General features: G+C 68.1%; 16 protein-coding genes. 1 reads left to right on the top strand and 15 read right to left on the bottom strand.

The features are described from left to right. Positions 1 to 133: 133 nt before the first annotated feature. The 12 genes from IHV25_RS07520 to IHV25_RS07465 form a co-directional block, all read right to left on the bottom strand. Positions 134 to 592 (bottom strand): phage tail fiber protein, encoded by a 459-nt coding sequence (locus tag IHV25_RS07520; protein WP_192534504.1) that lies wholly within the window; start codon positions 590 to 592, stop codon positions 134 to 136. Positions 593 to 604: 12 nt separating this feature from the next. Next, a complete protein-coding gene (locus tag IHV25_RS07515; protein WP_192534503.1) occupies positions 605 to 2128 on the bottom strand; it encodes a DUF3383 domain-containing protein in 1524 nt (507 codons plus the stop codon). 7 nt (positions 2129 to 2135) lie between these two features. Then, positions 2136 to 2804, bottom strand: coding sequence for a phage neck terminator protein (locus IHV25_RS07510; RefSeq protein ID WP_192534502.1), 669 nt, complete (start codon positions 2802 to 2804; stop codon positions 2136 to 2138). A 271-nt stretch (positions 2805 to 3075) separates the two neighbouring features. After that, the gene (locus tag IHV25_RS07505) at positions 3076 to 3441 is read right to left on the bottom strand and encodes a hypothetical protein (protein ID WP_192534501.1); all 366 of its coding nucleotides are present in this window, start codon (positions 3439 to 3441) and stop codon (positions 3076 to 3078) included. A 2-nt stretch (positions 3442 to 3443) separates the two neighbouring features. Next, positions 3444 to 4037, bottom strand: coding sequence for a hypothetical protein (locus tag IHV25_RS07500; RefSeq protein WP_192534500.1), 594 nt, complete (start codon positions 4035 to 4037; stop codon positions 3444 to 3446). A gap of 696 nt (positions 4038 to 4733) precedes the next feature. Next, positions 4734 to 5330 carry a DUF4054 domain-containing protein gene (locus IHV25_RS07495; RefSeq protein WP_192534499.1) on the bottom strand — a complete coding sequence of 199 codons (597 nt, stop codon included), beginning with the start codon at positions 5328 to 5330 and terminating at the stop codon, positions 4734 to 4736. 4 nt (positions 5331 to 5334) lie between these two features. Continuing rightward, a complete protein-coding gene (locus IHV25_RS07490) occupies positions 5335 to 5754 on the bottom strand; it encodes a hypothetical protein (protein ID WP_192534498.1) in 420 nt (139 codons plus the stop codon). 3 nt (positions 5755 to 5757) lie between these two features. Next, on the bottom strand, positions 5758 to 6837 hold the full coding sequence (locus tag IHV25_RS07485) for a major capsid family protein (protein ID WP_192534497.1): 1080 nt from the start codon (positions 6835 to 6837) through the stop codon (positions 5758 to 5760). A gap of 2 nt (positions 6838 to 6839) precedes the next feature. After that, positions 6840 to 7355, bottom strand: coding sequence for a structural cement protein Gp24 (locus IHV25_RS07480; RefSeq protein WP_192534496.1), 516 nt, complete (start codon positions 7353 to 7355; stop codon positions 6840 to 6842). Between the two features lie 36 nt (positions 7356 to 7391). Then, the gene (locus IHV25_RS07475; protein WP_192534495.1) at positions 7392 to 8681 is read right to left on the bottom strand and encodes a DUF2213 domain-containing protein; all 1290 of its coding nucleotides are present in this window, start codon (positions 8679 to 8681) and stop codon (positions 7392 to 7394) included. A 283-nt stretch (positions 8682 to 8964) separates the two neighbouring features. After that, on the bottom strand, positions 8965 to 10308 hold the full coding sequence (locus IHV25_RS07470; protein ID WP_192534494.1) for a phage portal protein: 1344 nt from the start codon (positions 10306 to 10308) through the stop codon (positions 8965 to 8967). 170 nt (positions 10309 to 10478) lie between these two features. After that, a complete protein-coding gene (locus IHV25_RS07465) occupies positions 10479 to 11795 on the bottom strand; it encodes a PBSX family phage terminase large subunit (protein ID WP_192534493.1) in 1317 nt (438 codons plus the stop codon). 1031 nt (positions 11796 to 12826) lie between these two features. On the opposite strand from IHV25_RS07465, the gene IHV25_RS07460 reads away from it, so the two are divergent. Then, positions 12827 to 13267: an Rrf2 family transcriptional regulator gene (locus IHV25_RS07460; protein ID WP_192534492.1), complete on the top strand. Its 441-nt coding sequence runs from the start codon at positions 12827 to 12829 to the stop codon at positions 13265 to 13267. 361 nt (positions 13268 to 13628) lie between these two features. On the opposite strand, the gene IHV25_RS07455 is transcribed toward IHV25_RS07460, so the two are convergent. From IHV25_RS07455 to hemA, 3 genes are all read right to left on the bottom strand, one after another. Then, positions 13629 to 14465 (bottom strand): fructosamine kinase family protein, encoded by an 837-nt coding sequence (locus IHV25_RS07455; RefSeq protein WP_192534491.1) that lies wholly within the window; start codon positions 14463 to 14465, stop codon positions 13629 to 13631. 434 nt (positions 14466 to 14899) lie between these two features. Continuing rightward, positions 14900 to 15724 carry a glycosyltransferase family 2 protein gene (locus IHV25_RS07450; RefSeq protein WP_192534490.1) on the bottom strand — a complete coding sequence of 275 codons (825 nt, stop codon included), beginning with the start codon at positions 15722 to 15724 and terminating at the stop codon, positions 14900 to 14902. A gap of 86 nt (positions 15725 to 15810) precedes the next feature. Then, the gene (hemA, locus tag IHV25_RS07445; protein WP_192534489.1) at positions 15811 to 17034 is read right to left on the bottom strand and encodes a 5-aminolevulinate synthase; all 1224 of its coding nucleotides are present in this window, start codon (positions 17032 to 17034) and stop codon (positions 15811 to 15813) included. Positions 17035 to 17050: the final 16 nt, after the last annotated feature.

Below are 17050 nucleotides of genomic sequence, written 5' to 3'. Positions count from 1 at the left end.
CGCGCCGACGCCCGAGGACCGCGGGCCCGGGGAAGCGCGGGGGCTCCGGTGCCTCCGGCCGGAAGCCCGGGACCGGAGGCGGAGGCGAAGGCGGAGACGAAAGCGGACGACGGAAGCCCGGCGTCCGGGCCCGTCAGGCGCTGAGGACCGGGTTCCAGCTGGTCTCGACGATCATGTCCTGGAAGTGGAACACCCAGGTGGTGGGTGCCAGGACCGGGTTTCCGGCCGGAACCGGAGTGGAGTCATGCAACACCCCGTTGGTCCAGGTGATCGTCTGGTTGATGGACGGAATGCGGGCCGTGAGAGTGACCGGGTAGATGGTGCGGGCCCGCTCCATGGCCCGGTGCAGGTCCACCATGGCCGGGAACGAGGGGCTGGAAGCCTCCAGCATGACCGTGACCACCTTGATGTTCGGCACGTAGCCCGCCACCATCTGGCCATCGACCCCCATGCGGGTCTCGGCGATCTGGTTCTGCTCCTGGGAGAAGCTCTGGTCGGTGGCGAACTGCTCCAGGCTCACCCCGGCGGGGAAGAGCTCCTCCACAACCATGGTGAGGGTTGCGTTGGCGCTCGTGATATTTCCAACAGCCATATGCGGATCTCCCTAGCTGAGTGCGGTCGAGGTGACGTCGAGTTTGTGAATGGCGCCCGCGTCCGTGTACCAGAGACTGACGATGGGGCTCTCGCGGCCCGCACGGTTGGCGGGCGGCGGATCGGACAGCCGGATGAAGTAGCCCTCCCGCTCGACATTGCGGGAGATGTCGGTTCCGGCCTCGCGGTTGATCCGGGCGCGCTGCCCCTCCGTGAGGGTCATGCCCGGAGTGATGGCCCCGTTGCTCAGGGCCCGGTTCACCGGATCTTGAATCCACGAGCGCACAAGGCCGTAGCCCCGCTCGGTGTAGGGCACCCGGGGGGTCTGCCTCAGGCCGTTGACCAGGGCCACCTGAAGCGCGTTGAACAGCCAGACCGCGTTGACGTAGGTGTCGATCCAGCGCCAGCTTCCAAACATGCAGCCGCTGTAGGACAGGACAAACTGGTCGTTGCGCGTGGCGAAATCGCCGATGTAGTTCACCCCCTGGGCCTCCAGCGCCAGGGCATCGCCCAGGGTCTCCACCGAGGCGGGCAGCCCCTCCTGGGCCTTGAAGGCAAAGGTGATGGAGCCGTCACGCCGCTCCCAGTCGATGGAGGCGGCCACCCCCGCCATGAACACCGCATAGCGCGCATCGCCCCACCACAGGGCGGTGGCGCCCGCGTTGGCCTGTCTCAGGGCGTGGGCCGAGGTCGTGACATTCCCCGGCTGGAGCAGGGCCGGATCGTTGTCCCAGGGCGCGTACAGGTAGGCGGTTCCCTGGTCGGCGGCCCAGCGGGCAAAGGCAACCATGTCCTCGTGGGACGCCTTCCACACGGTGGTGAAGGTCACCCAGTTGCGGGTCACGGCGGCGATGGCCGCCATCTGCTCCGCCGGGGTCATGGGCGCCGCCCCCTGGGACAGGACCGCTCCCGCCTCCCGGCTCAGGCCCAGCGGCCCGGCCAGGGAGCCGTCCGCGAAATCCACAGCCAGGTCGGCACCCGCGCGCCCGCCCGTGATCGTGAACGCCCGGAACAGGGACGACCAGGACACGCTGGCGCCGGTCCAGTCCTCGCCCCCGGCGGTGTGGGAGCGCAGAGCCTCCTGCACGCGCAGGGCGGCCTCCGAGGGGCTGGTGACCCCCGAGAGGTCAATGCCCGAAACGGTGGCCGTATGGGCCCCGAGCGTGAGGGTCAGGCTCCCGGAGGTCACCTGGCGGAGATCCTCCAGCGAGAGGGCCACCGGACCGCCCCGAAGGAACGGGGCCGCGGCCTCGTCCAGCCGTCGGGCGATATAAAGCACCCGGGGTTTCCGGTAGCTGCCCGTGTAGCCCTGGAAATAGACGCTCGCGAGGCGGTACTCCTCGGAATCCCGCCCGAAGTAGGCGCCGGCGGCGTCGGCGCTGGCGAAGGGCAGCACAAGGTGCCCGCCGGTGCGGGAGCCGGACACGGGGATGGAGGCGTTGCGGGTCAGCAGGAGACCGTTGAACTCCAGGCTGGTTCCTGCGGGCTCCAGAAGCCCCGGGTTGACACTGACAATATGGGAGGCGTTGATAGCCATGGGTGTATCACTCCTGTTTGGCAGCGGAACCTGCCGGCGACAGTGTGGGAGAAAACCGGACGTCCACAGGATCGACGGACAGCCGGACATGATCGAAAAACGGCACCTCAAGGCAGGCGTGGACCCAGTACTCCAGCCGCAGGACCAGAGCGAACCGGCACACGTACTGGCGCGTCTCGTCGGCCTGGCTGTCGTCGGTGGGGGCCGAACAGCCGATGACGCTGATCCCCCGGGGGCGGAAGAACGCCACCCCCGCCGGATCGTTGCTCCAGAGCTCGATCAGCGAGGCCACCTGGCGGGCGCGCTCCGGGTTCCGGGCGTGGACCTCCAGGCGCATGTCGCAGACCACGAGCTTGCGGACCTGAAGCGGGCCGGAGGGGGGCTCGGACAGGCCCCCGGACGAGCCCCCGGACGGGGCCTCAGACGGGGGGTCCATCTCGTGAACGTTCGAGCCCCGGCGCGTCTCGGACAGGACTGTCATCAGCACGAAGTCACTGTGCCCGCCCGGCAGGGGCACCCGGTTCTGGCGACTGCGCAACACCGCCCCGCACGGGGGATCCACGATGAAGGTGGTCAGGAAATCGTGGACCGCCCCGTACACGTCCGGGACCGGGCGGGAGGGCTCGACGGGCTCGGACCCCGGGGGGCAGCGCTTCCGTGCGCCCGGGCCGCTCATGGACGGTCTCCCGAATGCAGGACCGCGGCAGGGGGCAGGACCGGCGGACGCCGGGCCTCACTCCCGGAGGGTGACGCGGCACCGCACGGGGGCCGGCGCGCATGCCGGCACAGGCGAGGGGCCAGCGGGTCCGGAGCGCGGGCTCCGGGCCCCGGGTACCCGACAGGACACCTGGAAAAACAAGGGATCATGAGGACTGGTCCTTGTGTGGAGCATTGAGCTTTGAGCACAGAGCCCGGTCAGCCCGGGGCCCGGTCAGCCCGGGGCCCGGTCAGCCCGGAGCCCGGAACGGGAGGACGGAGGTGCTGCCATCCCCGGTGGTGACCCGGATCGTGGCCTGCAGGGCACGGCCCTCGAACCCGCTGACCCGGGTGTCGGCCCGGACAACGCCCGGCACCTCCCGGGCGGCCCGGTTGACCCGGGTGGTCAGCAGCGGCAGATTGAGGCGCCCGGAAATATCCGTCTCGAAATGCGCAATCCCCCGGGTCCGGTCGAGACAGGCATCCCGGGTGAACAGGCGCACGGCGCAGGCAACGTTCTGGAGGGTGGCGGCGGAGCCCTCGACGGTTCGGATGCCTCCGCGTCCGTCAAGCTGGAGATCCCAGCCCCCCGGGGTCAGACACAACGTGTGCGCCATGATCAGACCCCTCCGTGGGCGGATACGGCCAGGCCGGACACCGCCAGCCCGGACAGGAGCGCCCCCGCCCAAGGGGAGACGGATGAAGACACGCCCGGGGATCCGAAGGGGGACACGGATCGTGCCGACGGCCGGGCCACGCGGACACATGCGGGAGCCGGAGGAACGGGCTCCGGCGGAGCGTCCACTCCGGTGCCCCGGGCCTGGCGGACAAGGCGGACCGAGACCCAGCCCTCGGCCCCGGGTTCGGTGAAATCTTCCAAAACCGCGTCCACCAGCCACCAGCTTCCGTCCACACGCTCGATCAGGTCGCCGCCCCGGCCCTCGTCACGACGGACGCTGCACACCGCAGGGTCGGGCAGCAAAAGCCAGGCCTTCCGGGTTTCGGAAATCCGGGTCCAGTCGGCCTCAGGAATGGCCATGTCCCCGGCCAAAGGCTGGATCCAGGCCCGGATCTCGACGGGAGGCTCATAGAGGGGCTCCAGCTCACCGCGCCGGCTTTGGGCCCCCGCCGAGCGATAAAGCCGGACCCGCTCGGGCGCATTCACCCGAGCAATGGCCGACGCCACCAGGGGAAAAAGAGAAAATACGCTCACGCTCCATTCCTTTCAGGGGAAGAAGGAAACCGGCCCGGAGGGCGCGCCCGCGGACCGGAGAACACAGGCTGTGGGACGCCGGGCGGGCAAAAGCAGACGGCAGGGGGCCGGAGAGAGGACGCTGGAGAAAGGAAGCAGAAGGCTGGACGCGGAGGGCGGAGACGGAAGGCCAGGAAGGGTGGAGACCGGTCGGGCAGCCGGTGTTCCGCCTGACGGAACGGGTTCGATCGGGTTCGATCCGATCCGGCCCGATCGTCTCACGGAAGCTCTGGCCGATTCCGCCCGAGCCGGCCCGGTCGTCCCACAGGGGCTCTGGCCGGTTCCGCCCGAGCCGGCCCGGTCGTCCCACAGGGGCTCTGGCCGGTTCCGCCCGATCCACTCAAGGCACAGGCCTGCCCCGGGGTGCCCTCTCCAAAACAGCCACCCCGAAACAGCCCCCCATGGAGCATCCGCCTCCCGGGCGCCCCTCCACGGGATCCGCCCCCGGGACAGTGGCCCCCGGAGCCCCTCGGGAGCCCACCGAACCGCTGCCCCTTCCCGCTGCCGGACACCCGGGACGAACCGGAGCCGGCAGCGTCGGGGACGGGCCCGAACCAGACAGGGAGCGGCAGCCCCCCGCCCCTGCCCCGGCGGCCCCCCGCCCCGGCCCCGCAGACCATCCCGGGCGCCCGCAGAGTGCGCCCGGAACAGCCCCCCTCAGCGGCGCCGGGCCCGAACCAGACAGGGCCCGTTCCGAGGCAGCCTCCGCAGCAGAAGAGCCGCGAAGGCACCGCAACCGGTCTGCTCCAGCCAGGACAGGAACGGGTCCGGATCCGAGGCGGGACGACCGAACGACAGGCTGATGGAGCCCATGGTGGCCCCGGTCACCGGACCGCTGGCCCCGCCTTTCTGACGGGCCAGCGTGGCCAGATGGCAGACCAGCGCCTCAAGCAGGATCCGGCGCATCCCAAGGGACAGCGCCCTGTCGGGCGCGTTGCGGGCAAGGGCGCCGGACAGAAGAAGGTCCGCCGTCTGGACGTGGATGTTGAGAGCCTCATCCGTGAGGTCGTGGAACTCCGGGTGCTGGCTGCGGAAACGGTCGGGCTCGAAGGGCACCCCGGCCCTCTCCTCGAGCGAGCCGGTCGGAACGCTGTCCTCACCCGGCCCGGTCGGAACACTGTCCGCACCCGGGCCCGCCACCGCGCCCCCTGTCACATCCGCATCGGCAACCGCGTCCACAGTCCCAGCCCCGGCCAGGTCCGCATCCGGGGGCACAGCGCCCCCGGGCTCGGCCTCATGCGCATGACCGCCCATGGCCTCACCCCCTGTTCCGGGGCCCGCCGTCGCCGCGGGCGGGACGGGTCTTGGCCGCTTTCGGCGAGACGGGCTCGAAACCGGTGCGAACGTCCTCCTGCTCCCGGGCGCGGGCATCACCCCGGTCGCGGTTCGGCTCGACGAAAATCAGGTTCGAGTGGGGCCCCAGCAGAACGCTGTCCGCGTGCTCGGCCCGGATCCGCTCCCACAGGCCCGGATCCAGCGCGGTGACCCCATAGCGCCCGGAGGCCTGGGGCGCTCCGCTGCCATCGACCAGGGCAGAGAGGGGACGTCCGTTCAGGCGGACCGACGTCCCGTCGGACAGGAAGAACACATGGTCCCGCGGCAGGGCCGAGTAGACCTGAAGGGCGCCGGAGGCGCTGTTGTCCGCCCGGGCGGGGGTGATCTGATCCGTGGCTGTCATGCTCTAGACTCCGGTCATGGTGGCAATGGCGAAGGGGCGGTAGAGCTGGAAGCCCCAGACCCCGGCGACCCATTTCTGCTCTTCGGTGGTGTGGCGCACGAAGGGCTGGAAGGTGCGGATCTTCTCGGAATAGAGAAGCTCGCCCGTCAGCTGCCCCGTCACCTCGGGCGCATAGAGAAGGACCGTCTCCCCCGCCGTATCGCTTGCGAGCTCGGGAAGCGTGACCACCGTCAGGTCGCTGAAGTGACTGTGGAGCATCTCCAGCGCCGACGGGGAGGACAGGCCATCCCCCGCGCGGGAACGACGTCCCAGAAGCACGCTCGTCTCCGGCGACACCACCAGCTTCAGGGGGGTGGTCTCGTCCACGTGTCCGCCCGAGTTCCGGGCAATGCGCGAGAACAGGGTGGTCAGATCCTCGTAGATCGCCTGGGCATCCTTCCCGTTCCAGCGGGTGACCGGGGTCGCGGACCCGGGAGGGGTCCAGGGGCGCGGGGACACCGAGGGCGCATGGTCCGGGTGGTTCAAGATCCCGTAGACCGGCATCCCGTCCACACCGAACAGGTAGAAACGGTTCTCGTCGTGGGACAGGATCTCGGCCGCCGCCCGTTGCTTGTCGGAGGCGAGGTCGACCCCCGCCTGAAGGCTCATGGCCCGCTCGCGCTCGCCGAAGGCGATGAACGTCTGGTAGACGTAGTTCGCCACCGGCATCCAGGTGTAGTTCACCGACGAGGGCGCCGTGTCGGAGCGGTCGTCATAGGGCTCGGACGTCCCCACCAGCTCCCGCACCGGGTTCAGGGCCCGGGTGAGGCTCCAGTCCCCCAGGCGGCGCTCGGGAAACAGCTCCCGGGCCTTTCGGGGGGCGGTGCGGATCTCGATCACCTCCGGATCCACAAGGGTGAACAGGGACGCGGGGAAGCCCCCTCCCGCACCGGACACAGGAGCCCCGTCAAGGGCCAGCGGCCGGCGGGTGTCCCGGGCAAGACGCCGTGCCGTGGCGCCGTGGTCCCGGCGGTCGATCCAGTGGCGGGCCCCCGCAAAGGTGAAGCCCCAGGGCCGGATCTGGTTGAATGACGGAGTTCGCATGGTTACACCCACCCCCAGTTGCTGATCACAATGACATCACCGGCGTTGCCCCCCACGGACACCCGCCATCCGGTTTCAACGGCCCCCTCGACTGGGGTTCCCGGATCCGCCGTGGACAGGCCGGAGCCGTCCGTGTGGGCAAACACCGCCTGGGACACCGTCGCCGCCGTCTGGGACAGGGCGAACACGTCCCCGTTCACAAGGACGCGGACCGATGTTCCCTCGGGGACGCACAGGGCGGCCTCCGGGTCCGAGGTCATGGCGAGGTCGTCCGCCGGATGAGTCAGGGAGCGGGACACGATCCCCAGGGGAACTCCGCCGGAGCGGCCGGCGGTCGCCCCCACCAGGGGTGCCCCGGATCCCGCCGTTCCCCGGAGCCACACAAACCGGCCCACGGTGACCGGACCGCCCCAGGCGACCGGATTTCCCACCGCGTAAACCTCGGGATTGCGGCTTGCGCTGTCTCCCGGAATGCCCCGGGCGGGGGCCGTGCTGACAAAAGACTGACGTATGGTCATCTCGTTTCCTTTTTGGTCCTCGAGGGTCGGAGCGCCTCAGCGGCGGATGTTGCCAAGGTGGGCGAAGGGGCCCTCGAAGCTGGAGGGATCCGGCGCCGGCGTGAACACGTCCGACAGGCTCCGCCCCGCCCCCGCACTGAGAAGGACATCCACCATGCCCGCATACGCGGTCCGGGGATGGGCCCGGGGATCGATGCCCGAAGCCTCGAGGGCGCGCCGGTAAAGGGTGCTGGCATCGTCCAGGGCCAGAGGGTTCTCGATGTCCCCCAGGATGGGGCGGACCTTGCGGGCCGCCTCGATCAGACGGGCCGCGTGGCGAAGGGTGGCCCGGCGCAGGCGGCGGGCGTCCTGGGCCAGGGACGGCACCCCCGCAGGCGCGAGGTCCGGCCCCGCCCCCGCAGTGCCCGCCGCGGCCGCGCCCGTGTCCGGATCCGCCTCGCCCAGCAGAATTCTCAGGCAGTCGTGCAGGGCGTCGGCCATCTCGGGATCGCTCTCCTCGAGAGCCTCCAGAAGAAGCGCGAGCTTCTCCCGGGCCTCGGCCCGGTCGGGCCCGTCGGGCGGGGAAAGGGAGGCGGAGTCCGGATCCGTTTCCGGAACCGCTGCGCCGGGATCAGGGATGTGCGGCTCGTCTGAAAGAGCCCGGGTGGGAAAGGTCGTCACGTGGGAGCCTCCGGAAGCTGGAGAAGAGGAAGGCGCGCACGACCGGGGTGCGCACCGGTTCACGACAGAAAACGGCGATCCGTCACGGACATGGACATCCGGACCCGCACGCCCCTCGGCGACGAGGGCCACGTGATTGCCCCGGATGTTGGTCATGACGATCTCGTAGGGCTCCCCCCGGAAGGTGCCTCCGCGCAGGACCGGATCGAAGGCGTAGGCGCAGGAAAGCTCCCGTGCCGCGCCGGTTTCGATGGCCCGGATGGCGGTGGCATCCGTCACGATCAGGGTCGCCAGAAGGTAGGGGGCCCGAAAGCGCACCGATCCGGACACGGAGCCGATGCGGTGCTCCTTCTGCGGATGGCGGGCACTGTCCGGGTGGTGGTCCAGAAGAAGGGGCAGTCCCTCGAACGAGGCCGCCGCCGCCGCCAGTTCCCGGCCCGGGCGGTAGACCCGGTACACCCGGCCCGGATCCAGTCCGAGATCCTCCCAACCCGGGATTTCCTCCCCCAGGTAGGGATTGACGGCCTCCTTGCTGATGGGACAGTCCCGGATCCGCAGAAAACCGTTTTCATCAATGCTCCGTGCCGTGTGTGCACCACCGGACCCGGACCGGGCGCCGCCAGAGGCGGGGACGGCCCTGTCCAGTGCCAGGGAAAAACGCTCCATGGGCGGTCTCCATACCAGTGCCGCGCCCCCACCCCGACCCGGGGAGGAGTGCAGCCTTTTGAACGAAAAGGAGGGAGCGGCGTGCGGGCACCCGGGTGCGCCCGAGCGTCCCGCAGATACGGGGCCGGGGTCAGGCCGGGCGAAAGGCAACCCGGCGGAACGGGCGCCGGCGGAGGGGGCCCCGACGAAAGACGCCCCGAACCACGACCCGGGCAGACGCCCGGGTGCGCCCGGCAGGCGACCGTGAGCGGGCCGCCGAACGTCCCGGCCAGACGCGGGCCGCCTAGAGGGCGCTGTCCAGCCGCAGGGACGGCATTTTCATCAGGGCCGCGCGCATTTCCTGGGCCGTAATCGCCCCGGCCTCGACGCCCAGCGCCAGGGTCCGGGCCGCGAGCTCGTCAATGCGGGCCAGCTCTGCCTCGTTCTGCTCCTCGAGAGGGCGCCACTCAAAGGTCAGGGCCGGATCGATTTCCCCGAACAGATGAAGCTGAAGGACATCCAGCGCCTTTTCCAGGGGCGCATTCAGCTGCTTTTCCTGAAGATGCCCCACGTTCTCGTGAAAGTTCCTCAGGTCCGCATCCCCGGTGGCGTTCAGCCCGGAGGGGGAAATACCCAGCAGTTTCATCACCGGAACCCGGAAGATGGCGGCCACCATCTCCAGGCTCTGGCGGACGATCTCGGTCACGCCCCCGAGAGTGCTCTCGACCTTGATGACGTCCTCATCCTCCTTGTCGATGATGAAAAGGTCGTCGTTGGTCCAGTGGTCGATGGCGTACTGGATCCGGCGCTCCATGTCCGTGCCCAGACCGCCCGAGAGAACATCGTTCATGTTGGTCTTGAAGATCAGGCGCGAGAACTTGGTCAGAAGACGGGCCGCCGCCGCCCGGGTCTCGGTGAAATGGGCCACATAGTCCAGGGCCACCTCCGCCATGGGCACCCCGAAGAAGTTGTACGAGGGGCGGATCCGGGCCGGCAGATCCCCGGCACTGAAATACAGAAAGCGCGAGCGGTGAACCTCCAGCGTTCCGGCAATCTTCCAGGTCACGGGACGATAGTAATCCTCGGACAGGGGGTTGCGGGTGTCGCAGACCCCGGGGCTGACGGTTCCGGGCTCGATCAGGGTGAAGCGCTGCAAAGCCCCCTTCGGAAAGCTGAGGGGATGGTGGTCAAGGGGAAGCCTGAGCACATCCGGATCGCTGGTCCCCGTATCGATGAACACGAGGCAGCCGCCGAAATAGCCGATCATGCGGGCGGCCTCGGCGAAAACGTCCTGGAGCCCGAACGCACCCAGGGCGGTTTCCAGGGACGCGAGCTTGGCCCTCTGGGTCTCGTCCGGGTGACCGCCCAGGCATGTGAGCCGGATCCACTCGCTGGTCATGGCGTGAGCCACCGTGTCGATGCCCGCCCGGATCAGGCCATTGCGGCAGAGCCCGGCCAGAAGGGGGTAGTTCACGCTGCCTCCGATCCCCTCGACGAGGGACTCGGTTGCCGCGCAGGACAGACCGGCAGCACCGGAGCGGGCGTCGCCCAGAAGCGCCCGGTCCTCGGCCAGGCGGCGGATCAGGGCCGGCGAGACGCTCAACGGGCGCCGCTCCGGACAGTCACAGGCGGAAGGGGGCGAGGTCATGGGCAACACTCTCCTGACGGTAGGAAACACCGGACGGCGGGAACACAGCCCACCGAACGAGGGGGCGCTCGGGGACGAAGGGGCGGCGGCGCGAACAGGGCCCCGGACGGAAACGCATCCCGGGATGCAGCCGGGCCCCGGAGGCGCGCGCTCGCCGGGAGCGGACACGCCTAGCGCCGGCCATCAGACCGGGCGGCGGGCCGCGGGCCCGACACCAGCGCGGGATTGATCCGGATGGCCGTCCGGTTCCGGATGGTCTCGTCCAGGGCGTAGCGCAGGGCATCAATACAGTGGTCGTTCTGGTCGGCCAGGACCGGCAGAACGGCGCCGCTGACCCGGTCCACCTTGTAGGAATAAAGGCGCATCTCATCCGCCGTGTGAACGCACCGGGGATGGACAACGACCGTCTCGAACCCCCTGAGCACGGCCAGCCCGTCCTCCACCGAGCCGGGCCACTTTTTGGCCGGGGAAATATTGAAGCCCCGCCGCTTCATGTGGGCGATGGTCTCCGGACGCGCACTGTCCGCCCGGATCGGCCAGTGGCGGGCGGTGTCGATGGTGTCGAACAGGTCCGGCAGGCGATCAAGCTCAACGCCGATCCCCCAGGCCTCCCGGTCCACGTACAGGCGTTTCTCGTGGGTGAAGGCCCGCACCAGAACCGTGGGATCCCGGGCAAAGCCCCAGTCGGCGCCGTGAAGGAAACGGGCCACGGGCGGGGTCTCGAAGGCCTCGACGACGTACCGGTCCCGAAAGACCTGGGCGTCGGAAATCCGCTTGGGCTCCCCCTCCCAGATGTGGGCAAACGCGTCCGGATCCGTGCGGCGGCAGGTCTCCATCTCCGCCCTGAGGGTCTCGGGAAACCAGGGATTGTCCCGCCAGGTGACCTTGACGACGATGGCGTTTTCCGGCGGATGGCGGACAAAACGGCGGTAGGTGTCGTCATCCGGGTTTTCCGGATTGAACGAGACCCAGATCTCCGAGCCCTCCTTGCGGATGGTCGGCACAAGAAGATCCCAGCTGTTTTTTGACACGCTCTGGGCCTCCTCGACCCAGCAGATGTCCACGCCCTCCAGAGACTTGATTTCCGAGGCGTTGTGCCGCAGCCCCTTGAAGATGAACTCCCCCCCGGCGCGGGAGCGGATCTCGGACTTCTTGCGCTCAAAAAGCTCCCCGTAGCCGAGTTCGTCAATCTGGTCGCACAAGAGCCGGTGGACCGATTCCCGAATGGACACCTGAAGCTCGCGCGCGCACAGGACGCGGCACGGCGTGCGGGCGCTCAGGGCCACAAGGGCCCGGGCGAACGCCCAGGACTTGGCCGCCCCCCGACCGCCGTAGAACACCTTGTAACGGGCGGGGCGAAACAGGGGACGGAACGCCGGCGGAACAGGCGGGTCCTGGACGGGAGCCGAACTCGCGGCCTCCAAACGGGCACCGGATGCAACCGCGTCCCGGATCCGGTCTGTATCGGGAGGGACATGTTTTTCCATTATCCTTCCTTAACGGGCGGCCCGACGCTCACCGGACCGAAGGACGGAGCGCAAAGCCCCGCCTCTGGCCGACACGCCGACACGCTGGCAGATCGGCAGGTCAACTGGTCGTCAGGCCCGGATCCTCGGAACCGGTGCGCATCCGGCCAGCGCCGGAGCGAACCCGGCCTTCCCGGGAGACACGGCCTGCCGCGGTCAGCCGCGGTCAGCCGCGGTCAGCCCCCGGTCAGAAACCCGGCCGGACCCCGAACCCGGGAGGAACCGCCAGAGGACCGAACCGTGACCCCGGACGAGAGCACGGACCCGGCACAAAAAAAGGCCCCGGCCCGAAGGGCACAGAGACCTGCGCAGGGGGATCGGGGCCCGACGCCCTTTTCCAGCGATAGAAAAAGGATAGCCTGTTTTCCGTACCACCACAAGAGAAAAATGTACAAATTAGGAACAAAATAAAAACCAAGCACGCCGGGGCGCCGCCAGGACGAAACGCAGGGGCGCCGTTTCAGCGGACATCCCGAAGCAAACGTGGCCCTCCACCGGGCACACGAAGCCGGCGGGGCATCCGGACACCGGGCGCCGTCGCCCGGTCACCCCTCTCCCGGAATCAAACATCCGACACCCGCCATGCAGCACGGATCACCGGTCTGGGCACCCGCCTCCGCACCCTTCTGCCAAAGTGCAACAGGGCCCCCTTTCCGCCCGAACCCGCCCACGCCGAAGCAGGCACGCGCGCCCGGTTCACAGAAACGAAGACCCGAAGCAACGCGCAAAAAAAGAGCGCCCCCGTGTGGACGCTCTCCGGGCGGATCATGACCGGACCGCCCCACACTGACCGGGCGAAAAAGGGAGCAGAAAAAGACCGCTCAAAACGTGTGAAGGATTAAATTATCGCCTCCGACAATGAAAATGAGTTGCACGGTCGGGCTGTCTATAATATCACCAAACCACTCTTTATTGTCGACTATCGCGGTTTCCAGCCATGGATGCGTCTTTCGGCAGGTGCCAGGACACGGACGAAACGGAGCGGAGCACGCGTGAGTGTCTCTCAAAAATGCCAATACGCCCTGAGGGCCGTCTTTGAACTCGGGCAACGCTGGGGACAGGGCCTGGTCCCGGTATCCGAGATTGCCAGAGCCCAGGCCATACCGCCCCGCTTCCTTGAGAACATTCTGAACCAGATGCGCCAGGCGGGGTATGTGGACTCCCGACGGGGCAAGGGCGGTGGCGTCCAGCTGCGGCGCCCGCCGTCGGATATCACCGTGGCGGACGTGATCCGGACCATCGATGGCGAAATCTACTCCATCAGCTGTTCGGGGACGCCGCCCGTCCAGCCGTGCAGCATCAGGGGGACGTGCGTTTTCCTGCCCATCTGGGTCGAGGCCCGGAGTGCCCTGGAAGACGTCTACAGCAGCCGGACCATTCAGGATCTGATCGAGGAGCACGCACCGCTCCTGGAGCCCGAATACCACATCTGACCCCAAGCCTCCGGGCGTGCTGCCCCCGGAGTCAGAGGACTGAGCCCCGCTCGCGTCCCGTCTCCACACCAGCCAGGCGCCCCCAGGGCGGCCCAAGGCCCCTCCAACGCCATTCACACCCAAGTCCCCGGCGAGCAGGGAGCCGACACCCGCAGGCGTCCTGTCCTCCTCGATCCGCGTGCGCCTCCGTCCGCCCCGACACGCCCCACCGGCCCGCCTGGCTTCCGCCCGGCCGGACACGCACCACCTGCCCGCCTGGCTTCCGCCCGGCCGGACACGCCCCACGCCCCCGCAGCCACGGCGCGCGCCCACGGAAACGGCCTTGGTCCCAACCGGATCCGTCCCTCCCCGCACGCGGGGCTCAGGCCCCGTAGCGCTCCAGCGTCCGCTCGATGGACCCCACATACCGGCCGCCATACAGGCAGGCGTGCACCAGAAGCGGATACAGGTTGTAGAGATCCTTGCGTTCCTCGAAGAACCCGGGCTGGATGGGCATGAAGGTCTCGTAGGACTGGAAAAAGGCATCACCGAGAGTGCTGAACAGTGTCCCGAATGCCAGTTCGATCTCCGGGTGACCGTAGGACACCGCCGGATCGATCAGGGCCGCGACCCGCCCGTCCCGGACCAGGATGTTGCCGCCCCAGAGATCCCCGTGAAGCAGCGCCGGAAAGGCGGGCTCCAGAAGCCAGCGGTCCAGCCGGGACGCCAGCTTCTCGACCCGGGCCACCATCCGCCCCCCCAACTGCCCGGCTGTGTGGGCCAGAGCCGCCATATGCACCAGGCGGTGCTCGGCGAAGAACGGCAGCCAGCGGTCGGCGGGAACATTGGACTGGGGAAGACCGGCAATGGGCGTGGTCTCCTCGTAGCCGAAATACGGCCGGGGAACACAGTGGAGCTGACCGATCACGCGCCCCAGATCCTCCTGGGCCTGGGGACACAGCCGGGACACCCCGTCGATATGAGCCATGGCGAGGCAGGTCTCTGTGGCCAGATGAACGTCAGGAACCGGAGCCCCCTCGGCGCGCAGCCTCCGGAGCATGCGAGCCTCGACCGCCAGCTGGTGCCGGGGCTCGCCCTCCTTCATGACCAGACGACGGCCATCCTCCAGCGTCACGTCCAGGACCCTCAGCCCGTCACGCCCCCCAAGGGATGCGCACGCGGTGATCCTGCTTCCGCAGAGATGGTCTCTGCCCGTCATCGGTTCTGCCTCCAGCATGTCTCGTCCAGTTGGTGAGAAAAACAGTGGAACAAGCCCGGGCGTTTCCGGGATCTCCGCGAAGTCACGTGCCGGACCACTCGTCCGACCGACGTCGCAAAGGGGGCCCGAAGCCCTCCGCCGGATAAACAGCCGCCGCTGCCAAAGGATTGCACGCTGTCCAGTATACCACAAGCGGCCGTGGGCAGACACTCCCCATTTCCCGAAGGCCCGGGAGTCCGGGATGCGCCGCCAAAACCCGGCGCGCCTCTCGAGCGCGAAACGGATCACGGACCGCGACAGCCGCCCCCCCCTTCCGCACGAGCGGACGCCAGGAGAGCGGATCCCCGTCGGCCAGGAAACACCACGCCCGGCACCGGCGTCGGGCGTCGGGGGGCACGCATCGGCTCAGGACTGCCGGTGGGGCGGCGGGACGGCTAGTCGTCCTTGACGACGATGGAGTCCACCCGCGTGCCCCCGCGAACGTCGTCAATTCCCAGAGCCATCAGACGGTCGCGCTGACGGTCCATCAGGATCGGCAGAACCTCCAGCTGGGCCGGGGTCAGGGGCGAGCTTGTGTCCCCCCTGGCACGCAGGGACTCCCTGCGAACATCACAGACGGATCCGGGGCGCACCTTGTGCAGAACGGTCGCCTCGGGGATCCGCTCCCACAGGAAAACCCCCTGAACCATCTCGCAATAGAAGCTGCTCTCCAGACGGAGTACTCGCAGTTCCGGATCCTCGGGGAACCCGCCCACCGCATCATGGCACTCCCGGCGGATGGCGGTGTTAAACACCACACGCTCGGTCACCTGGGCCAGCCAGGTCAGGTCCACGTCCGCCGCCGTCGCAATGCCGGTCTTGACCAGGCCGAACTCGGGCTTGTCCGAAAGAACGTCGAGGCAGCGGTCCACGTGGGGCGGGAAAAACGCATCGCCCACATCCAGGAAAAAGAGGATCTCCCCGCTCGAGGCCTGAATGGCCGTGTTGCGGGCGGCTCCGGCCCCCCGGTTCACCGGATGGGCAACAACCCGGACCTGCGGATCGTCCCGGACGGCCTCCTTGATCTGCTGGAGGGAGCCGTCGGTGGAGGCGTCGTCACACAGGATGATCTCGAAGGCCTCGGGCGGCACATCCGGACGCCGCCCGGCGGCATGGGCAATGGCCTCCCTTGCCGACTGGAGGCTCGGAAGCAGGAACCCGGCCCCATTGAAAACCGGGATGATCACCGAGACGAGTTTCTCGAAGGGGGCACCGCTCATGGACTGACTCTCGAAAAAAAACAAGAAAGGCCCCCGCCCGAACAAGGGGCGAGGGCCTGTACGCGTGTGGTCAAACCGTGCAGGACTTAGGCCGCGGCCGCGTCCTGTGCACCGATGCCAATCTCTTTCCAGACATCGACCAGAGACGAGATCAGGTGATCCATGTGCTCGTCGGTGTGGAGCGGCGTCGCGGTGAGACGCAGGCGGGCAAGCCCCCGGCCAACCGTGGGGTACACGATGGGCTGGACATAGATGTTGTGCTTGCGCAGAAGCAGATCGGAAGCCTGCTTGCACTGGACCTCGTCGCCCACCAGCACCGGAACGATGTGGCTGACGGAGGGCATCGGCGGGATGCCGACCTCGCGCAGGCGACGCTTCAGGGTGTCGGCCCGCTCCGCATGACGCTGACGGAGCTCGTTGTGCTCGCGCAGGTAACGGATGCTCTCCAGCGCACCGGCGGCCACCGCCGGCGGCAGCGAGGTGGTGAAGATGAAGCCCGCGCCGAAGCTGCGGATGAAGTCCACGAGATTGTGGGAGCCCACAATGTAGCCGCCGACCACGCCGACAGCCTTGCCCAGGGTCGCCTGGATCAGGGTCAGGCGCTCGCGCACACCGTCGCGTTCCGCCACGCCGGAGCCACCCTCGCCATACATGCCCACCGCATGGACCTCGTCCAGGTAGGTCATGGCGTTGTACTTTTCGGCGAGGTCGCAAATCTCAGCAATCGGAGCGATGTCGCCATCCATGGAATAAACAGATTCGAATGCAATAAGCTTGGGGTGTTCTTTCGGATATTTCGCCAGGAGTTCTTCCAGGTGATCCAGATCGTTGTGGCGGAAGACCTCACGGTGAGCCCGGGAGTGACGGATGCCCTCGATCATGGAGTTGTGGTTCTCGGAATCCGAGAAAATAACCAGATCCGGGATGCGCGCCCCAAGGGTCATCAGCGTCGTCATGTTGGCGACGTAGCCGCTGGTAAACAGGAGGGCCGCGTCCTTGTTGTGCCAGGAGCAGAGCTCCTGCTCAAGAAGGACGTGGTAGTGGTGGGTTCCGCTGATATTGCGGGTTCCGCCAGCACCGGCACCGTTGTTACGGATCGCGCCAGACATGGCGTCCAGGACAACGGGATGCATGCCCATGCCCAGATAGTCGTTGGAACACCAGATCGTGATGTCATGGGACTCCCCGTCGCGAAAATTTTTCGCAGCCGGGAACTGGCCAACATGGCGTTCGAGATCGGCGAAGACGCGATAGCATCCTTCGTTCCTCAGATCGGACAGCTTGTCGGCGAAAAAGCCTTCGTAATCCATTGCCGAAATTCTCCTG

The sequence above is a fragment of the Phaeovibrio sulfidiphilus genome, from assembly GCF_014861485.1.
In the GTDB taxonomy this organism is placed as follows: domain Bacteria; phylum Pseudomonadota; class Alphaproteobacteria; order Rhodospirillales; family Rhodospirillaceae; genus Phaeovibrio; species Phaeovibrio sulfidiphilus.
The sequence above is the reverse complement of the archived record's forward strand: the minus strand, read 5'-3'. Positions and strand labels throughout refer to the sequence as shown.

Coding starts and splice junctions, on each gene's coding strand:
- IHV25_RS07520 (WP_192534504.1), bottom strand. CDS start 592: ATGGCTGTTGGAAATATCACGAGCGCCAACGCAACCCTCACCATGGTT.
- IHV25_RS07450 (WP_192534490.1), bottom strand. CDS start 15,724: ATGAGCGGTGCCCCCTTCGAGAAACTCGTCTCGGTGATCATCCCGGTT.
- IHV25_RS07480 (WP_192534496.1), bottom strand. CDS start 7,355: ATGACCATACGTCAGTCTTTTGTCAGCACGGCCCCCGCCCGGGGCATT.
- hemA (WP_192534489.1), bottom strand. CDS start 17,034: ATGGATTACGAAGGCTTTTTCGCCGACAAGCTGTCCGATCTGAGGAAC.
- IHV25_RS07465 (WP_192534493.1), bottom strand. CDS start 11,795: ATGGAAAAACATGTCCCTCCCGATACAGACCGGATCCGGGACGCGGTT.
- IHV25_RS07510 (WP_192534502.1), bottom strand. CDS start 2,804: ATGAGCGGCCCGGGCGCACGGAAGCGCTGCCCCCCGGGGTCCGAGCCC.
- IHV25_RS07490 (WP_192534498.1), bottom strand. CDS start 5,754: ATGACAGCCACGGATCAGATCACCCCCGCCCGGGCGGACAACAGCGCC.
- IHV25_RS07505 (WP_192534501.1), bottom strand. CDS start 3,441: ATGGCGCACACGTTGTGTCTGACCCCGGGGGGCTGGGATCTCCAGCTT.
- IHV25_RS07485 (WP_192534497.1), bottom strand. CDS start 6,837: ATGCGAACTCCGTCATTCAACCAGATCCGGCCCTGGGGCTTCACCTTT.
- IHV25_RS07455 (WP_192534491.1), bottom strand. CDS start 14,465: ATGACGGGCAGAGACCATCTCTGCGGAAGCAGGATCACCGCGTGCGCA.
- IHV25_RS07515 (WP_192534503.1), bottom strand. CDS start 2,128: ATGGCTATCAACGCCTCCCATATTGTCAGTGTCAACCCGGGGCTTCTG.
- IHV25_RS07470 (WP_192534494.1), bottom strand. CDS start 10,308: ATGACCTCGCCCCCTTCCGCCTGTGACTGTCCGGAGCGGCGCCCGTTG.
- IHV25_RS07475 (WP_192534495.1), bottom strand. CDS start 8,681: ATGGAGCGTTTTTCCCTGGCACTGGACAGGGCCGTCCCCGCCTCTGGC.
- IHV25_RS07495 (WP_192534499.1), bottom strand. CDS start 5,330: ATGGGCGGTCATGCGCATGAGGCCGAGCCCGGGGGCGCTGTGCCCCCG.